The organism is Nocardioides marmorisolisilvae, from assembly GCF_003725775.1.
Classification (GTDB): domain Bacteria; phylum Actinomycetota; class Actinomycetes; order Propionibacteriales; family Nocardioidaceae; genus Marmoricola; species Marmoricola marmorisolisilvae.
Window position 1 is genome coordinate 726,829 of record NZ_RJSG01000002.1, and the last position, 16,167, is coordinate 742,995.

Consider the following 16,167-nt stretch of genomic DNA (forward strand, 5'->3'; position numbering starts at 1 on the left):
CAACCGACGCACAGGAACCGCACAGCGGTCCTGCTCATGCTGAATCCATGAGCATCGAGGAGATCGAGGACCACGACCGCGGCTTGTCGCACGACCTGCCGAAGATCATCGAGCAGGGAGTGGCGAGGCGCCGGATGTTCGGCATCCTCGGCGGCCTGGCGGCTGCCGGGACGCTGGCCGCCTGCGGCAGCAGCGACGACGGCTCGTCCGCGAGCACGTCGACGAACAGCGGCAGCGCTCCGGGCGGAGGTGCGCCCGGCGCCGACAGCAACGTGACCGTGGCCGACGGTGAGATCCCCGAGGAGACCGCCGGCCCCTACCCGGGGGACGGATCGAACGGCAAGAACGTGCTCACCCAGTCCGGGGTGGTTCGCTCCGACATCCGTTCGAGCTTCGCCGGTGCCACCGGGGTCGCCGCCGGGGTCCCGCTGACGCTGCGGTTCAAGGTCTACGACCTGAGCGGCTCGACGAAGAAGTCGATGTCGGGTGCCGCTGTCTACGCCTGGCACTGCGACCGCGACGGCAACTACTCGATGTACTCCGACGCGGTCGCCGACCAGAACTACCTGCGCGGCGTCCAGGTCGTCGACGACGACGGCTGGGTGGAGTTCACCTCGATCTTCCCGGCCTGCTACTCCGGTCGCTGGCCGCACGTGCACTTCGAGGTCTACCCGAGTGTCGACGACGCGACCAGCGCCTCGAACAAGCTGCGGACCTCCCAGCTGGCCTTCCCGAAGGACACCTGCGAGACCGTCTACGCCGAGGACGGCTACGAGCAGAGCGTCAGCAACCTGTCCCAGGTCAGCCTGGACACCGACGGCATCTTCTCCGACGGCTACTCGCTCCAGCTGGCCACGATGACCGGCTCGGTGGCGAAGGGCTACGTCGCGACCCTGAACGTCCCCGTCTAGTCTCGGTCGGTGCCCTCGACCCTTCCGGACGGAGAACCAGCGCCGCGTGACGGCTCGCTGCCGGCCACCGCGCTGGCCGAGCTCGCCTCGCGCCGCTTGGGCGTCTACCTGCACGTGCCGTTCTGCTCGGTGAGATGTGGGTACTGCGACTTCAACACCTACACCGCGACCGAGCTCGGTGGCGGCGCCTCGCAGGCCTCGTACGCCACGACCGCGGTGCAGGAGATCGATCTCCTCGCGGGCGTGCTGCCGGGTGCGCCCGCGGTGGAGACGGTCTTCTTCGGCGGCGGCACCCCGACCTTGCTGCCCAGTGCTGACCTGGTGCGGATGCTCGGCGCGGTTCAGGATCGGTTCGGGCTGACGGATGGCGCCGAGGTCACCACCGAGGCCAACCCGGACAGCGTCACTCCGGAGTCCCTGGCCGAGCTGCGGGAAGGCGGCTTCACCCGGATCTCGTTCGGGATGCAGTCCGCGGTGCCCTCGGTGCTCGCCGTGCTCGACCGCACCCACGACCCGGAACGGGTGCCGCAAGCCGTCGCCTGGGCGCGCGAGGCCGGTTTCGAGCAGGTCAGCCTCGACCTGATCTACGGGACGCCGGGGGAGTCGCTGGCCGACTGGGAGACCTCGGTGAACGCGGCCCTGGCCTGCGCGCCGGACCACGTCTCGGCGTACTCGTTGATCGTCGAGGACGGCACCGCGCTCGCCCGCCAGGTGCGCTCAGGTGTACTCCCGATGCCCGACGAGGACGACCTCGCCGATAAGTACGCCCTGGTCGACGACCTGCTGGAGGCTGCGGGCCTGGGTTGGTACGAGGTGTCGAACTGGTCGCGCGACGTCGACTCGCGCTGCCGCCACAACGAGCTCTACTGGCTCTCGCAGAACTGGCTCGGGATCGGTCCCGGGGCGCACGCGCACGTCGGCGGGGTGCGGTGGTGGAACGCGAAGCACCCGACCGCGTACGCCGACCGCCTCGCCGCGGGGGAGTCGCCGGCACTGGCCCGGGAGCTGCTCGACGAGGAGACCCGACGGGTCGAGCGGGTGCTGCTCGAGGTGCGGCTACGTGACGGGCTGCCGGTGGAGCTTGTCGAGCCGGCCGGTGTCGACAAGGTCGTGTCCGACGGGCTGGGCGGGCTCGAGGGGGATCGGCTGGTGCTGACGCGCCGTGGCCGGCTACTCGCCGACGCGGTGGTGCGCGACCTGCTCGACTGAGCCTCGTGCTGGTTGAGCCTGTCGAAACCCGGCGGGAGCCGAGTCAGACCGTCACGAAGTCGATGAGCTCCTCGACCCGGCCGAGCAGCGCCGGCTCGAGGTCGGCGTACGAGGTCACCTTGGACAAGATGTGCTGCCAGGCCCGGGCGATGTCCGCCTGGTCGCGGTGCGGCCAACCGAAGCTCTGGCAGACGCCCTTCTTCCACTCGATGGTGCGCGGGATCGAGGGCCACTTCTCCACCCCGAGGCGCTCGGGCTTCACCGCCTGCCAGATGTCGATGTAGGGGTGGCCGACGATCAGCACGTGCTGGCCGATCGGTGACTTCCGTACCGACTCCGCGATCCGGCTCTCCTTGGACCCGGCGACCAGGTGGTCGACCAGCACCCCGACCTTGCGTTCCGGTCCCGGGCCGAAGTCGCGCAGGTGCGCGGACAGGTCGTCGATGCCCTCGAGGTACTCCACGACCACGCCCTCGATGCGCAGGTCGGCGCCCCACACCTTCTCGACCAGCTCGGCGTCGTGGCGGCCCTCGACGAAGATCCGGCTGGCGCGGGCGACGCGGGCCTTGACGTTCGCGACGGCCACCGAGCCGGAGGCCGTCCGCGTCGGCTGGGCCGGTCCCTTGCGGGTCGGGGCGACGAGAATGACCGGGACGCCGTCCAGGAGGAAGCCGGGACCGAGCGGGAACGTGCGGCGCTTCTGCCGGCGGTCCTCCAGGATCACCGTCCCGAGGTCGCGCTCGACCTTGACGATCTCGCCGCAGAAGTCGGTCTGCACCTCCTCGACGACCAGGCCGGTGTCGGCGCTCACCTCGACCGAGCGGCCGTTCTTCGGCTTGCGCCAGTCGCTGTTGAGGACGTCGCTGCCGTATCGGTCGAAACTCACCCGGCAACGCTACGGAAGCCCGGGGCCGGGGGACTGCAGGCGCGCTGACCGTGAGGTCGCTGCGTCCGCCGGGAAATAGAACTTGCATCGGTACTGTTCACGATATATCGTTAACACATCGAGAAGTTCGGCGCAGTTCAGAAGCGCCGCCTCGATCACCGACAAAGGAGCACGACATGAAGCACAACCACACCGAATTCGAACCCGTTCGACGCCAGCGCGGTCACGGCCGCGGACGTGGCCGCACCGAGTACTGGGGCGGCCCGATGGGCGGCCCGCCGCCGTGGGTCGGCCAGATGTTCGGCCCGCAGTGGGGCGGACCCGGCGGAGGCCGTGGACGCGGCCGGGCGCGGGTGCGCCGTGGCGACGTCCGCTCGGCGATCCTGAGCGTCCTCGCCGACGCGACCGAGCCGATCAACGGCTACCAGGTGATCCAGCAGATCGCCGAGCGCACCAACGACGCCTGGAAGCCGAGCCCCGGCTCGGTCTACCCGACGATGGCGGTTCTGGCCGACGAGGGTCTCATCGAGGACGCCGCGACCGGACGCAAGACGGTGCAGCTGACCGAGGCCGGTCACGCGCACGTCGCCGAGAACGTCGAGGAGATCACCGCCGTCTGGCGGGCCTTCGACGAGGACAGCACCGAGGACGACGGTCACCAGGACCTGCGTCAGGTGATCAAGCAGACCGTCGGCGCGATCGTCCAGGTCGCCTCGACCGGCACCCCTGCCCAGCAGGATCGTGCCGTCGAGATCCTGGCCGACACCCGACGCAAGCTCTACGGGCTCCTCGCCGAGGGGCCTGAGGCCGCTGAGGAGGAGTGAGGCAATGAACGAGAACTACTCGCGCAACGACCAGGTCCGTCTCTCCGACGGTGACCGCAAGGCGGCACTGCGTCGCCTGCGTCGTCACCACCGGAGCGGCCGGATCGACGCGGTCGAGCTGGAGGAGCGCACCGACGCGGTCGGGTTCGCCCGCAACCGCGGCGACCTGCGCACCGTGTTCGCCGACCTGGAGCCCTACGGCTCCCGGTTCCGCGGACCCGCGCTGCGGCGTGGGTGGTTCCCGCTCTTCCCGTTCTTCCCGATCGTGCCGCTGCTGATCGTCGTGGCGATCGTCGCCACGGCGACCAGCCACGTGCCGTGGGTCGCGCTGGGGATCCTGGCGTTCCTGCTGTTCGTGGTGGCGCCGCTGCGCATCAGCGTGCGGCGACGTCGCTGGGGCGGTCGGGCCGGCTGGGCCTGCTGACGTCCTAAATCAGAGGCAACTGGCGCCGTACGCCGGGGAGCTGTTCGTAGCCCCGGCGTACGGCGTTCTCCAATTCCTCGCGCGGGTAGGGCCAATCGGCCGCCTCCAGCGCCTGCACCTCCGGAACGCCACGCGTGACCAGGTCGCGAATCGTCTCGGCTACCACGCCCAGGGCTGCTCGCTGCTCGTGCACGAAGTCCTGGTCGACCGGCGCCCCGTGCCCCGGGACGATCCGGGTGCCGGTGCCGGTCAGCTGGAGCACCAGGTCGAGGGTGGCCGGCCACTCCATCGGGTAGCAGTCGCTGCCGAAGCCGGGAACTGCGTTCCGCTTCGCCGACTCCTCGACGAGGTCGCCCGCGAACAGCACGTCGGCGTCGGGCACGCGCGCCACGACGTCGCCGCTGGTGTGGCCGCGACCCGGGTGCACGAGCTCGACGACGCGATCGCCCAGGTCCAACGTCAGGGCGGAGGAGAACGTGCGTCCGGGTACGACCACCTCGACGTCGGCCAGGTCGTCCGTGCGCGGGTCCGGGTCCTCGGCGGCTGCCTCGCGGACCTCGGCCGCGTGCTCGGGAAGAGCCGCAGCCGCGTCCTCGTGGGCGATCAGCTCGACGCCCTCCGCCGCGAACACGGCGTTCCCGAAGGAGTGGTCGAAGTGCAGGTGGGTGTTCAGCGCAGCCACGATCGGAGCCGGGGAGACCCGTCGCACTGCCTCGAGCACGTCGCGTCCGAGGGCGGTCGTCGCGTTCGTGTCGATGACCAGGAAGCCCTCAGAGCCGGCGACCAGGCCCACGTTGACGTCGAACCAGTCGTAGCGGGCGACCCAGACACGGTCGCCGACCTCGGTGAAGTCAGCCATGGCAGCGAGCCTAGTAGACTTGGCACTCCGGAGACCCGAGTGCCAGCCGAGCCGCGAGAGGAGGTGCCATGGTCGAGGAGCGCAAGCTCGCCGTGCTGCGCGCCATCGTGGAGGACTACGTCGCCACCCAGGAGCCGGTCGGCAGCAAGACCCTGGTCGAGCGGCACAAGCTCGGCGTCTCGCCGGCCACCGTCCGCAACGACATGGCCGCGCTCGAGGACGAGGGTCTGATCGCCCAGCCGCACACCAGCGCCGGGCGGATCCCGACCGACAAGGGCTACCGGTTCTTCGTCGACCGGCTGACCACGCTCAAGGCGATGTCGGCCGCCGAGAAGCGCGCCATCTCCAGCTTCCTCGAGGACGCCCACGACCTCGACGACGTGGTCCAGCGCAGCGTGCGGCTGCTCGCCCAGCTGACCCAGCAGGTCGCGATCGTGCAGTACCCGTCGCTGGCGAAGTCGACCATCCGGCACATCGAGCTGGTCGCGCTGAGCACCAACCGGCTCCTGGCGGTGCTGATCATGTCGACCGGCCGGGTCGAGCAGCGCGTCGTCGAGCTGCCGGTCGAGCTGACCGACGAGCTGATCGGCGAGCTGCGTCTGCGGCTGAACAGCGCTGCGGCCGGCGAGCGGATCGCCACGGCTGCCACGGCCCTCGGAGCGCTTCCCGAACAGGCCGACGGCGCCAAGTCCAGCGCCTACACGGTCATCGTCGCGTCCCTCGTCGAGGCGATGTCGAACCACAGCACCGACGACCGGGTCGTGGTGGGTGGCACCGCCAACCTGGCTCGCTTCGGCGACAACTTCGAGCACTCCATCCGCCCGATGCTGGAAGCGCTCGAGGAGCACGTCGTGCTGCTCAAGCTCCTCGGCGAGGCCACCACGTCCGAGACCGTCACCGTGCGGATCGGCACCGAGGGCCCGATCGACGAGCTCTCCTCGACCTCGGTGGTCGCCACCGGGTACGGCGCCTCGGACGAGGCGCTGGCCGCGCTCGGCGTGGTCGGCCCGACCCGGATGGACTACCCGGGCTCGATGGCCGCGGTCCGCGCGGTCGCCCGTTACCTCTCCACGATCCTCGACGAAGCCTGACAAGGACCCGGACCTCACGCATGCCCACTGATCCCTACGCAACGCTCGGTGTCGACCGGGACGCCGATGCCGACACCCTGAAGAAGGCCTACCGTCGGCTCGCGCGCCAGTACCACCCGGACGTGAACTCCGACCCCGGGGCTCAGGAGAAGTTCAAGGAGGTCTCCGCGGCCTACGAGATCCTCTCCGACCCGGAGAAGCGCCGCGTCTACGACCTCGGCGGCGACCCGTTCGGTGGCCAGGGCGGATTCGGCCAGGGCGCCGGGTTCTCCTTCACCGACATCATGGACGCCTTCTTCGGCGGCCAGCCCCAGGGCGGTCGCGGCCCGCGCTCGCGCCAGCGCCGCGGTCAGGACGCGCTGGTCCGGCTCGACCTCGAGCTGGCGGAGGCCGCGTTCGGCACCACCCGCGAGCTGAAGGTCGACACCGCCGTCGTCTGCAGCACCTGCCACGGATCGGGTGCTGCCGAGGGGTCGCACCCGGTCACCTGCGAGACCTGCCACGGTCGCGGCGAGGTCCAGCACGTCCAGCGCTCGTTCCTCGGCGAGATCCGCACGCTGCGCCCGTGCGCCGCCTGCCGCGGCTACGGCGAGATCATCCCGGACCCGTGCCGCGACTGCGCCGGTGACGGCCGGCTGCGCTCGCGACGCGCCATCACCGTGAAGATCCCGGCCGGCGTCGACACCGGCACCCGCGTCCAGCTCTCCGGCGAGGGCGAGGTCGGCCCGGGCGGTGGCCCGGCCGGCGACCTGTACGTCGAGGTGCACGTCGCCCCGCACAGGACCTACACCCGTGAGGGCCTGAACCTGCACTGCACGGTCAGCCTGCCGATGACGGCAGCAGCGCTGGGCACCTCCATCGAGCTGCCGCTGCTGGAGAGCGACCTGGACACCGAGGAGATCGACGTCGAGCGTTCCGTCACCGTCGACGTCCGCCCGGGCACCCAGTCCGGCACCGACCACGTGCTCCGTGGTCGCGGCGTGCCGAGCCTGCGCGGCCAGTCGCGCGGGGACGTCGTGGTGACCATCGAGGTGGAGACGCCGAACAAGCTCGACGAGCGCCAGGAGGCGCTGCTCCGCGAGCTGGCCGCGCTGCGCCACGAGGAGTCGCCGGACGGCCGGATCCAACCGGCCCACAAGGGCCTCTTCGGGCGGATGCGGGACGCGTTCAAGCAATGACCCTCCCCGCCTTCCTCTCCGATGCCGTGGGCGGAGCTGCGGTCGGCGCGAGCGTGCTGCTCGACGGGGACGAGGGTCGGCACGCGGCGACGGTCAAGCGCATCCGCGTCGGTGAGCAGGTCGTGCTCACCGACGGTTCCGGCACGTCGGCAGTGTGCTCGGTGACTGGCACAGCGAAGTCCTCGCTGACGCTCTCGGTCGTCTCGACCTCGTTCGCCGAGCGCGCAACCCCGACCATCACCGTGGTCCAGGCACTGCCCAAGGGCGATCGGGGCGAGCTCGCTGTCGAGGTCCTTACCGAGATCGACGTCGACCGGATCGTGCCCTGGGCCGCCTCGCGGTCGGTCGCCGTCTGGAAGGGCGAGCGTGCGGCCAAGGGGTTGGCGAAGTGGCGCGCGACTGCCCGCGAGGCGACCAAGCAGGCGCGGCGTTCCTGGCTGCCGGAGGTCGCCGAGCTGACGTCCACGGCGGAGGTCGCTGCGCTCATCGGCGAGGTCGACGTGGCGCTGGTGCTGCACGAGGACGCCGAGCAGGCGCTGGCCGAGGTCTCGTTCGACGGGGCTTCGTCCGTGCTGGTCGTGGTCGGGCCCGAGGGCGGGATCAGCGACGAAGAGCTGGCGGCCTTCGAAGGGGCCCGGGCCGTCCGGCTCGGTTCTTCGGTACTCCGGACCTCGACGGCCGGGGTTGCTGCCGTGGCGGCGATCCTGTCGCGCACGGACCGCTGGCGCTAGGACGCAAGCAGGGCCTCGACCCGCGCGATCTCGGCCTCGATGCCTGCCTGCTGCGCCCTGGTCGGCTTGGTGAACGGCTCCACGACGACGCGGCCGTCGTCGACCTTCCACAACCCGGCCAGGATCCCGTCGAGGAACAGCACCGAGCCGACGCCGCCGTTGACGCCCATCCACGCCTTCCGCGCGTCATCGGGTGCGATCCGGTCGCGGTCGGCGTGGGAGAGGAAGATGTTGTCGTACATACCGAGCAGCAGCGCCGGGAGCTCGAGGGCTTCGTCAGCGACCGGCGCGTCCTGGACGTCGTACAGGGTGCGACCCTTGTCGTCCTGCACCGTGACCAAGCGCCCGTCCTTGGCCATCGCGGTGAAGACCGGACCGAGACGGGTCACCAGCGACCACTTGGTCATGTCGGCCGCGGTCGCCGGCCCGTACGCGGACAGGTAGCGGACCACCAGGTCCTGCACGTCCGCCTCGACGAACGGCTGGCCGAGGTAGCGGTCGACGTACTGGTAGACCACTCCGCCGCTTCGCTTCCACAGGCCGCGCGGAGGCACCTGGAGCAGCGGCAGACGCTCCCGGCTGACGTGTCGCAGCGCCTCCTCCGCCACATCGGGATAGGCCGCGGCCAGCGCCTTGCCGATCTCCGGGTGGGGCTGCGGGCCGTCCGCGAGGAACGGCCCGACCACGGCGTCGAGCTGTTCGGTGGTCAGGTGGTTGGCCGGTCGTGAGGTCTGGTTGGTACCGCTCACCCGGTCCAGCGCCGGCTGCACCCAGCCGCGGAGTGTGAGCGCGTCGGCGGCGGTGAGCACGTGCACGGTCCCGCGCATCGAGAACAACCGGACCAGGGTGCGGTCCTCGATCAGGTCCGAGAGGTCGGCAGGGGAGAAGCCGTCGACCCGGGCTGCGAGCGACAGGTACGGCGGCAGATTGTCCTGCGCCTGGAGCCCCATCACGTGCTCGACCACGGCGGGAACGCCCTGAACAGCACGTTGACCCGGCACCAGCTGCTGGCGAAGCCAGAGGGTCCGGGTCAGCGTGCGGAGGGAGAGCGTTGTCACCCCCTGATCATGGCGTCACTCGACGACAATTTCCTTGGTGTCCTGGTTGACCGCCCGCCCGTCGCCGGACATGTCCTCGTCGTGGACCACCAGCGTGTAGGTGCCCGGCTCCAGGTTCTTGATCGTGAACTCGAACGGCGAGAGCGTGCAGCACTCGGTGGCGGTCGTGTGGCCCTGCTGGACCACGGCGTCGCCGCCGACCAGGAGCTCCCACTGGACGTTCGCCTCGAACGTCGAGGCGACTCCGGTGACCTTGAGGTCGCCGGCGGGCACGGTGTCGCGTTGGGCCGGGCTCTCGATCTGGACCGGCGCCAGGATCGTGTCCGGGTCCTCGGGCTGGAGGGGTGCCTCGGTCGAAACGCCCAGGATCATCGGCACCTTGTGGTCGTCGATGATGAGCTGCACCGGCGGCCGTCCTCGGCCGAGCGCGTCCTGGGCGGTGTAGATCAGCTGCTGGACGGCCAGCTTCTCGTCGGCGGTCGGGCGGGGACCGTTCCCGGTCGCCTCGGGCCACGGTGTGTGCAGGTTCAGCGTCAGCACGTTTCCGTCGTAGGTCGCGCTCATCACCGTGGTGTCGGCGGGCCAGGGGTTCCGGTAGTCCGGATCCTGCGGCGTACCGGCGACCGCCTCGCGGGCGGCGGCTTCGACCCCGCACTCAGGCAGCTTGTCGCACACCTGGATCCTCTGGACCTCCCGGAAGAGCTTCGTCCCGTGCGCGGTGTCGCCGAGGTAGTAGATCGGCAGGTGCGCGTAGACGGTGCCGGCGTCGGTGCCCGACGTCGGCGGGCCGGATGGGCCCTGCCCGTTCTTGGGGGTGTTCGAGTCGTGGGCGATCCACACCGCCCCGCCGATCACGAAGCCGATCACGGCTGCTGCGGCGACCACGGGAAGGAACCAGCGTCGCGTCATCGGGTCCACCTTCTTCGAGCGGTCGAGGATGTCGTCCAGGGAGCCCTGGGGTCGGACGTCCGACGTGGCGTCCTGGAACAGCTGACGCAGGTCGTCGTGCTGGTCTCGCTCGGTCATGGCTTCTCCAGACTGGTGCGCAGGGCAGCGGCGCCCCGGGATGCGTGGGCCTTCACGGCCCCTTGGCTGATGCCGAGCGCGTTGGCGATCTCGCGCTCGGAGTAGTCGAGGTAGTAGCGCAGCGCCAGCACCTCGCGCTGCCGCGTCGGCAGGTCGGCGAGCGCGTCGATCACCGCCGAGCGGCGCTCGGAGGCCAGGACCGTGACGTCGGCTCCCGCCACGTCGGGCAGGGGCTCAGGGCGGTGCCGGGCGACCACGGTGCGGTGCCGCAGAGCGCTGCGCGAACGGTTCACCACGGTCCGGGCCAGGTAGGCGGGCGCGGAGCCCTGGTCGATGCGTCGCCACTTCTGGTGCACGGCGACGAACGAGTCCTGGACGACGTCCTCGGCCAGGCCCTGGTCGCGCAGCAGGAGCACGGCCAGCCGCACCAGGCGCGCGTAGTGGCCGGCGTACAGCTCTGCCAGCGCGGTGTCAGCGTCGATGACCGACTCCTGTTCGCCGATGACTGCTGCGATCGAGTTCACGCTACTTGTACGCGCGGACGGCGCGGTTGGTTTACACGCCGGCGGCGGTGGTTGAGGTCCGAGCCTGCGAGCCTCGAAACCCGCCACCTATGCTCGATCCCATGACCGCCGATCCGGACTGCATCTTCTGCAAGATCGTCGCCCGCCAGATCCCGGCGGACATCGTCCTCGAGAGCGACACCGTGATCGGCTTCCGCGACCTGACCCCGCAAGCGCCGACGCACGTGCTCGTCATCCCGCGCAGCCACTACCCGAACGCCGCCGCGCTGGCCGAGGGCGAGCCCGCCACGGCCGCCCACCTGTTCGACGCTGCCCGGGAGATCGCGGCCTCCGAAGGGCTCGAGAACGGCTACCGGCTGGTCTTCAACACCGGTGCCGATGCGCACCAGACGGTCTTCCACGTGCACATGCACCTGCTCGGGGGGCGCGCGATGGGGTGGCCTCCCGGATGAGGGTCCTCGCTGCCGCGACCGCGCTGCTGACCGCCACGGCGCTGGCCGCCTGCGGCTCGACGGCGCACGACCACCCGAGCGCCCACACCACGACGACGCCCACCCACGCGCCCACCCACGCGGCGTCGCACTCCGCGGCACCGGTGGTCAACAAGGCGCTGCGGCCCGGCGAGCGCCGCGTCGAGGTGAAGGTCCCGAAGACCTACACGCCCTCGCCCCCGACCGGCGTGGGCACCGACGACTACCACTGCTTCCTGCTGGACCCGAAGGTCACGAAAGACTCGTTCGTCACCGGGTTCAACATCAGGCCCGGCAACCCCGACGTCGTGCACCACGTGATCCTGTTCCGGGTGCCACCGGACCGCGTGGCCGAGGCGAAGAGGAAGGACGCCGAGACGCCCGGCCAGGGTTGGACCTGCTTCGGGACCTCCGGTCTCGGCAACGACCGCACCATCGACGACGCGCCCTGGCTCGGGGCCTGGGCACCGGGCGGGTCCGAGCAGGTCTACGGCAAGGGGCTGGGCGAGGAGTTCAAGGCCGGCTCGATGATCGTGATGCAGGTCCACTACAACCTGCTCAACGGCGCCGAGCCCGACCGGAGCGCGGCCGAGCTGCGGCTGACCTCGGACCCGTCGACGAAGGCGCTGGAGACGGTGCTGCTCCCGGCGCCTGTCGAGCTGCCCTGCCGTCCGGGCCACACCAGCAACAAGCTGTGCGACCGTGCTGCGGCGGTGGCGGACGTGAAGAAGCGGTTCGGGGACGGACCCGGCTCGCTCGCCGACCTGCTGCACCTGCTCTGCGGCGGCGCCCCGGCAGGCCCGACCCAGTCCTGCACCCGCACCATTCAGTCGCCCGAGACGATCCGCGGCGTCGCCGGGCACATGCACCTGCTCGGGCGCTCGATCAAGATCGAGGTGAACCCGGGGACACCGCGCGCCCGCACGGTGCTCAACATCAAGGTCTGGGACTTCGACAACCAGGGCAGCGTGCCGACCCCGCCGATCCACCTCAAGAACGGCGACACCGTCAAGGTCACCTGCACCCACACCCAGGCGCTGCGCGACCGCCTGCCCGCCCTCCAGGGCATCCCGGACAAGTACGTCGTCTGGGGAGACGGCACCACCGACGAGATGTGCCTGGGGATCCTGCTGGTCACGCGGCCCTGAGCGCTAACCAGGTGCCCGGAATCGGGTACTCCCGTAGCATTGACGGCGTCAGTTTTCCCCGACCGAAGGGTCGCCCACCCGGGCACGCATGAGTGAGACGAAGAAGCCGCGCGGCAACGAAGCAGACCGTCCCCAGACGGTTCACACCGTGGTCGTGCCGAACAGCATCAACATGGTCTCCCTGCTCGGACCCGGTGACGAGTACCTCGGCCTGATCGAGAACGCGCTCGAGGCGGACGTCCACGTCCGCGGCAACCAGATCACGTTGAAGGGCGAGCCCAGCGAGATCGCGCTCGCCGAGCGGATGCTGGACGAGCTGGTCACGATCATCCGCACCGGCCAGGGTCTGGCCGCCGAGACCGTCGAACGCGTCATCGGCATGCTCCGTGCCGAGACCAGCGAGCGCCCGGCCGACGTGCTGAGCCTCAACATCCTCTCGAACCGCGGGCGCACCATCCGACCCAAGACGCTGAACCAGAAGCGCTACGTCGACGCGATCGACAAGCACACGATCGTCTTCGGCATCGGCCCGGCTGGAACCGGCAAGACCTACCTCGCGGTGGCCAAGGCCGTGCAGGCGCTCCAGGCCAAGAAGGTCAACCGCATCATCCTGACCCGCCCTGCGGTGGAGTCCGGCGAGCGCCTCGGCTTTCTGCCCGGCACGCTGGGGGAGAAGATCGACCCCTACATGCGGCCGCTGTACGACGCCCTGCACGACATGATCGACCCGGAGACGATCCCGAAGCTGCTGGCCTCGGGAACCATCGAGGTCGCGCCGCTGGCTTACATGCGGGGTCGGTCCTTGAACGACGCGTTCATCATCCTCGACGAGGCGCAGAACACGACGCCCGAGCAGATGAAGATGTTCCTGACCCGCCTCGGCTTCGGCTCGAAGATCGTGGTCACCGGTGACGTCACCCAGGTCGACCTGCCCGGTGGCACCAAGTCCGGTCTCCGCGTCGTCGAGGGGATCCTGGACGACATCGAGGACATCTCGTTCAACCGGCTGACCGCCCACGACGTGGTCCGGCACCGCCTGGTCGGCAAGATCGTCGCCGCGTACGACGAGTTCGACCAGCTTGCGGAGTCCCGGCGCCAGAACCTGCGAGGATCCTCAGAGTGACCATCGAGGTGCTCAACGAGTCCGGGCTGGACTTCCCGGACGTCCGGCGTACCCAGTCCCTGGCCGCCTTCGTTCTCGAGCAGATGCGGGTCCACCCGCAGGCCGAGCTGTGCATCACCGCGGTCGACGAGGACACCATCGCCGAGCTCAACGGCAAGTGGATGGACAAGGACGGTCCGACGGACGTGCTGGCCTTCCCGATGGACGAGCTGCGGCCCGGCAAGGTCAACGAGGAGCCGGAGGAGGGTGTGCTCGGCGACCTGGTGCTCTGCCCCTCGGTCGCCGTCCGCCAGGCCGAGGAGGCCGTCGAGAAGGGCCAGGCCGGCTACACCGTGACCGATGAGCTGGACCTGCTCACCGTCCACGGCATCCTGCATCTGCTCGGCTACGACCACGCCGAGCCCGAGGAGCACGCCGAGATGTTCGGCCTGCAAGCGCGGCTGCTGGCCGCCTGGGCCGGCGAGGCCGCCTCGAAATGAGGGCCGACAGTCCGGGCCTGCTGCTGACCGTCATCGGTCTGGTGCTGGCCGCGGGCCTGCTCACCGCGGTGGAGGCTGCGCTCGCCGGATTCTCCCGTGCCCGCGCCGAGGGACTGGCGGCCGAGTCGAAGCCAGGTGCCAAGCGACTGCTGGCGATCCTGGACGACCCGCAGCGCTTCCTGAACACCGTCCTGTTCCTGCGCCTGCTCGCCGAGCTGATGGCGGTGGTGCTGGTGACGTTGATGGTCTCCGGATCGGTCGGGAGCCACGGCTGGAAGACCGTGTTCATCACCCTCGGGATCATGCTCGTCGTCTCGTTCGTGGTGATCGGGGTCGGCCCGCGCACCCTCGGCCGCCAGCACGCCGAGCCGATCGCCCTGGGGTCGGCGGCGCTGATCATCGGCCTGACCCGGGTGCTCGGACCCGTCCCGCACCTGCTGATCCTGGTCGGCAACGCGCTCACCCCCGGCAAGGGTTTCTCCGAGGGCCCGTTCGGATCCGAGGCCGAGCTGCGTGAGCTGGTCGACCTCGCCGAGGCCAGCAGCGTGATCGAGTCCGACGAGCGGGCGATGATCCACTCGGTCTTCGAGCTCGGCGACACCATCGTCCGCGAGGTGATGGTGCCGCGCACCGACGTGGTCTTCATCGAGCGGCACAAGACGCTGCGTCAGGCGATGTCGCTGTTCCTGCGCAGCGGGTTCTCCCGCGTGCCCGTGGTGGGCGAGGACCTCGACGACATCGTCGGGTTCCTCTACCTCAAGGACGTCAGCCGTCGGGTCTTCGACCGCAAGGACGCCGAGTCCACCGAGCACGTCGACTCGCTGATGCGCCCGGTCCTGCACGTCCCTGACTCCAAGCCGGCCGACGACCTGCTCCGCGAGATGCAGGCTTCGCGCAAGCACGTCGCGGTGGTGGTCGACGAGTACGGCGGCACCGCGGGCCTGGTGACGATCGAGGACATCCTCGAGGAGATCGTCGGCGAGATCACCGACGAGTTCGACCAGAACGAGGTCCCGGTCGAGACCCTCGAGGATGGCTCGGTCCGGGTGCCGGCGCGCTTCCCGGTCGACGACCTGGACGAGCTGCTCGAGGCCGTCGAGATCGCCGAGGACGAGGACTACGACTCGGTGGGCGGTCTGCTCGCCAAGCACCTGGGCAAGGTGCCGATCCCGGGCTCCAGCGTCGAGGTGGCCGGACTTCGGTTCACCGCGGAGGAGGCCAAGGGTCGGCGCAACAAGATCGGCACCGTGCTGATCACCCCGATCGTGGTGGAGCCGGAGCCCGAGCCCGCGCCCGCCGGAGCATCCGCTCGCAAGGACTGACGCTCGTCGCCATTTGCTACACCTGCGCTGTCAGATGACCCTCGCAGGAGCATTTCTGTAGCAAGCGGTCGACCCTGCGATCATGAGCGCGTGGACCTCGGCGCGTTCCTGGTCGTCGCCGTCGGCCTGTTGTGGATGTTCCTCGGCAGTATCTAGAGCAGCGCGTTCTCGGTGCCGTGGGCCGGCGGGAGTCCGCCGGTGAACGAGGCGAGCGCCTGCTTGGCCTTCTCCATGAAGGCCTCCTCGCCGAAGGTGTTCAGCTTCCAGAACACCGCCTGACTGCCGCCCGAGGTGATCGCGCTGACCGCGAGCTGCTGCCCGACCGCGAGCACCGCGATGCTCAGGCTGACCCGGTTGCCACCCATCGCGCTGTAGCGCTCGTAGACGCGCACGACCATGCGCGCGTCACCGATCCGCCGGTCGGCGCCGTCCTCGATGTTCGCGCTCACGCTGCCCGCGATGATCGCCGCGTCGAGGTGCGCGATCAGCGCCTCGGCGTCCCCGGACAGCTCGCACTCGTAGTGGCTCATGTCCGCAGGGTAGGACTGCCTAGACTCCTCCGCGTGACGATTGAGCTCAGCAATCCCGAGGACTCCAAGCTGGTGGTGCTCGCCAAGGCGACCCGCGCCCGCACCGGTGCGGCTCAGGGCGCGGCACTGCGGGACCTCGACGGCCGCACCTACGCCGGTGCGACCGTGGACCTGCCCTCCCTGCAGGTCTCGGCGCTCGACGTCTGCATCGCGATGGCGGTGGCCAGCGGGGCCAAGGGCGCGGAGGCGGCGGTTGTCCTGGGCGCGGGAGACGGCGCGCTGGACGCGCTGCGCGAGTTCGCCGGCGAGGGAGTGCCGGTGCACCTCGGTGCCCCTAACGGATCGATTACGGAGTCCGTCGCGACCTGAATCGG

At 70.1% G+C, this 16,167-nt stretch carries 19 protein-coding genes; 13 read left to right on the forward strand and 6 right to left on the reverse strand.

Going from position 1 to position 16,167, the window contains the following annotated elements; translation table 11 throughout:
- The first annotated feature begins 47 nt into the window (after positions 1-47).
- Positions 48-911, forward strand: a complete 864-nt coding sequence (locus EFL95_RS07330; protein ID WP_123233369.1) for an intradiol ring-cleavage dioxygenase — start codon at positions 48-50, stop codon at positions 909-911.
- A 9-nt stretch (positions 912-920) separates the two neighbouring features.
- Positions 921-2,120, forward strand: coding sequence for a radical SAM family heme chaperone HemW (gene hemW, locus EFL95_RS07335; RefSeq protein ID WP_123233370.1), 1,200 nt, complete (start codon positions 921-923; stop codon positions 2,118-2,120).
- A 43-nt stretch (positions 2,121-2,163) separates the two neighbouring features.
- Here the strand turns inward: hemW and EFL95_RS07340 are convergent, their stop codons facing one another.
- A complete protein-coding gene (locus tag EFL95_RS07340) occupies positions 2,164-3,006 on the reverse strand; it encodes a DUF3097 domain-containing protein (protein WP_123233371.1) in 843 nt (280 codons plus the stop codon).
- 176 nt (positions 3,007-3,182) lie between these two features.
- Between EFL95_RS07340 and EFL95_RS07345 the strand changes: the two genes are divergently transcribed.
- Together EFL95_RS07345 and EFL95_RS07350 are read left to right on the forward strand one after the other, a co-directional pair.
- A complete protein-coding gene (locus EFL95_RS07345; RefSeq protein WP_221176349.1) occupies positions 3,183-3,830 on the forward strand; it encodes a PadR family transcriptional regulator in 648 nt (215 codons plus the stop codon).
- A 4-nt stretch (positions 3,831-3,834) separates the two neighbouring features.
- Positions 3,835-4,254: a DUF1707 SHOCT-like domain-containing protein gene (locus EFL95_RS07350; protein WP_123233372.1), complete on the forward strand. Its 420-nt coding sequence runs from the start codon at positions 3,835-3,837 to the stop codon at positions 4,252-4,254.
- A 4-nt stretch (positions 4,255-4,258) separates the two neighbouring features.
- On the opposite strand, the gene EFL95_RS07355 is transcribed toward EFL95_RS07350, so the two are convergent.
- A complete protein-coding gene (locus EFL95_RS07355; RefSeq protein ID WP_123233373.1) occupies positions 4,259-5,113 on the reverse strand; it encodes an MBL fold metallo-hydrolase in 855 nt (284 codons plus the stop codon).
- A gap of 68 nt (positions 5,114-5,181) precedes the next feature.
- On the opposite strand from EFL95_RS07355, the gene hrcA reads away from it, so the two are divergent.
- Genes hrcA through EFL95_RS07370 form a run of 3 tightly spaced genes read left to right on the forward strand, consistent with a single transcriptional unit; the run spans position 5,182 to position 8,113 of the window.
- Positions 5,182-6,204 (forward strand): heat-inducible transcriptional repressor HrcA, encoded by a 1,023-nt coding sequence (hrcA, locus tag EFL95_RS07360; RefSeq protein ID WP_123233374.1) that lies wholly within the window; start codon positions 5,182-5,184, stop codon positions 6,202-6,204.
- 20 nt (positions 6,205-6,224) lie between these two features.
- The gene (dnaJ, locus tag EFL95_RS07365) at positions 6,225-7,382 is read left to right on the forward strand and encodes a molecular chaperone DnaJ (RefSeq protein WP_123233375.1); all 1,158 of its coding nucleotides are present in this window, start codon (positions 6,225-6,227) and stop codon (positions 7,380-7,382) included.
- Positions 7,379-8,113, forward strand: coding sequence for a 16S rRNA (uracil(1498)-N(3))-methyltransferase (locus tag EFL95_RS07370; RefSeq protein WP_123233376.1), 735 nt, complete (start codon positions 7,379-7,381; stop codon positions 8,111-8,113). The genes dnaJ and EFL95_RS07370 overlap by 4 nt, the downstream gene beginning before the upstream one ends.
- Here EFL95_RS07370 and EFL95_RS07375 read toward each other — a convergent pair.
- From EFL95_RS07375 to EFL95_RS07385, 3 genes are read right to left on the reverse strand one after another with little or no spacing between them, the layout of a single operon-like run.
- Positions 8,110-9,171 carry a winged helix DNA-binding domain-containing protein gene (locus tag EFL95_RS07375; RefSeq protein WP_148045002.1) on the reverse strand — a complete coding sequence of 354 codons (1,062 nt, stop codon included), beginning with the start codon at positions 9,169-9,171 and terminating at the stop codon, positions 8,110-8,112. The two genes, EFL95_RS07370 and EFL95_RS07375, sit on opposite strands and share 4 nt — an antisense overlap.
- A gap of 15 nt (positions 9,172-9,186) precedes the next feature.
- Entirely contained in the window at positions 9,187-10,197 is a 1,011-nt protein-coding gene (locus EFL95_RS07380; protein WP_123233378.1) for a Gmad2 immunoglobulin-like domain-containing protein, read from the reverse strand.
- Positions 10,194-10,721, reverse strand: a complete 528-nt coding sequence (locus tag EFL95_RS07385; RefSeq protein WP_246004843.1) for an RNA polymerase sigma factor — start codon at positions 10,719-10,721, stop codon at positions 10,194-10,196. The genes EFL95_RS07380 and EFL95_RS07385 overlap by 4 nt, the downstream gene beginning before the upstream one ends.
- Positions 10,722-10,822: 101 nt before the next feature.
- Between EFL95_RS07385 and EFL95_RS07390 the strand changes: the two genes are divergently transcribed.
- The 5 genes from EFL95_RS07390 to EFL95_RS07410 all read left to right on the forward strand — a co-directional run bounded on the left by EFL95_RS07390 (position 10,823) and on the right by EFL95_RS07410 (position 15,263).
- Complete coding sequence (locus EFL95_RS07390; protein ID WP_123234848.1) at positions 10,823-11,173, forward strand: histidine triad nucleotide-binding protein; 351 nt, start codon at positions 10,823-10,825, stop codon at positions 11,171-11,173.
- Positions 11,170-12,339 (forward strand): hypothetical protein, encoded by a 1,170-nt coding sequence (locus EFL95_RS07395; protein WP_123234849.1) that lies wholly within the window; start codon positions 11,170-11,172, stop codon positions 12,337-12,339. The genes EFL95_RS07390 and EFL95_RS07395 overlap by 4 nt, the downstream gene beginning before the upstream one ends.
- Before the next feature lie 88 nt (positions 12,340-12,427).
- On the forward strand, positions 12,428-13,462 hold the full coding sequence (locus EFL95_RS07400) for a PhoH family protein (RefSeq protein WP_123233379.1): 1,035 nt from the start codon (positions 12,428-12,430) through the stop codon (positions 13,460-13,462).
- Positions 13,459-13,941, forward strand: coding sequence for an rRNA maturation RNase YbeY (gene ybeY / locus EFL95_RS07405; protein WP_123233380.1), 483 nt, complete (start codon positions 13,459-13,461; stop codon positions 13,939-13,941). Before EFL95_RS07400 ends, ybeY begins: the two co-directional genes overlap by 4 nt.
- Entirely contained in the window at positions 13,938-15,263 is a 1,326-nt protein-coding gene (locus tag EFL95_RS07410; protein WP_123233381.1) for a hemolysin family protein, read from the forward strand. Before ybeY ends, EFL95_RS07410 begins: the two co-directional genes overlap by 4 nt.
- A 152-nt stretch (positions 15,264-15,415) precedes the next feature.
- On the opposite strand, the gene EFL95_RS07415 is transcribed toward EFL95_RS07410, so the two are convergent.
- Positions 15,416-15,793 carry a DUF6054 family protein gene (locus EFL95_RS07415; RefSeq protein WP_123233382.1) on the reverse strand — a complete coding sequence of 126 codons (378 nt, stop codon included), beginning with the start codon at positions 15,791-15,793 and terminating at the stop codon, positions 15,416-15,418.
- A gap of 33 nt (positions 15,794-15,826) precedes the next feature.
- On the opposite strand from EFL95_RS07415, the gene EFL95_RS07420 reads away from it, so the two are divergent.
- Positions 15,827-16,162 (forward strand): cytidine deaminase, encoded by a 336-nt coding sequence (locus EFL95_RS07420; protein WP_123233383.1) that lies wholly within the window; start codon positions 15,827-15,829, stop codon positions 16,160-16,162.
- Positions 16,163-16,167: the final 5 nt, after the last annotated feature.

What these genes read in the sequence shown, in the direction of transcription:
- EFL95_RS07330 (WP_123233369.1), top strand. Translation starts at nt 48, where the DNA reads ATGAGCATCGAGGAGATCGAGGACCACGACCGCGGCTTGTCGCACGAC.
- EFL95_RS07345 (WP_221176349.1), top strand. Translation starts at nt 3,183, where the DNA reads ATGAAGCACAACCACACCGAATTCGAACCCGTTCGACGCCAGCGCGGT.
- EFL95_RS07350 (WP_123233372.1), top strand. Translation starts at nt 3,835, where the DNA reads ATGAACGAGAACTACTCGCGCAACGACCAGGTCCGTCTCTCCGACGGT.
- EFL95_RS07355 (WP_123233373.1), bottom strand. Translation starts at nt 5,113, where the DNA reads ATGGCTGACTTCACCGAGGTCGGCGACCGTGTCTGGGTCGCCCGCTAC.
- hrcA (WP_123233374.1), top strand. Translation starts at nt 5,182, where the DNA reads ATGGTCGAGGAGCGCAAGCTCGCCGTGCTGCGCGCCATCGTGGAGGAC.
- dnaJ (WP_123233375.1), top strand. Translation starts at nt 6,225, where the DNA reads ATGCCCACTGATCCCTACGCAACGCTCGGTGTCGACCGGGACGCCGAT.
- EFL95_RS07370 (WP_123233376.1), top strand. Translation starts at nt 7,379, where the DNA reads ATGACCCTCCCCGCCTTCCTCTCCGATGCCGTGGGCGGAGCTGCGGTC.
- EFL95_RS07380 (WP_123233378.1), bottom strand. Translation starts at nt 10,197, where the DNA reads ATGACCGAGCGAGACCAGCACGACGACCTGCGTCAGCTGTTCCAGGAC.
- EFL95_RS07390 (WP_123234848.1), top strand. Translation starts at nt 10,823, where the DNA reads ATGACCGCCGATCCGGACTGCATCTTCTGCAAGATCGTCGCCCGCCAG.
- EFL95_RS07395 (WP_123234849.1), top strand. Translation starts at nt 11,170, where the DNA reads ATGAGGGTCCTCGCTGCCGCGACCGCGCTGCTGACCGCCACGGCGCTG.
- EFL95_RS07400 (WP_123233379.1), top strand. Translation starts at nt 12,428, where the DNA reads ATGAGTGAGACGAAGAAGCCGCGCGGCAACGAAGCAGACCGTCCCCAG.
- EFL95_RS07410 (WP_123233381.1), top strand. Translation starts at nt 13,938, where the DNA reads ATGAGGGCCGACAGTCCGGGCCTGCTGCTGACCGTCATCGGTCTGGTG.
- EFL95_RS07415 (WP_123233382.1), bottom strand. Translation starts at nt 15,793, where the DNA reads ATGAGCCACTACGAGTGCGAGCTGTCCGGGGACGCCGAGGCGCTGATC.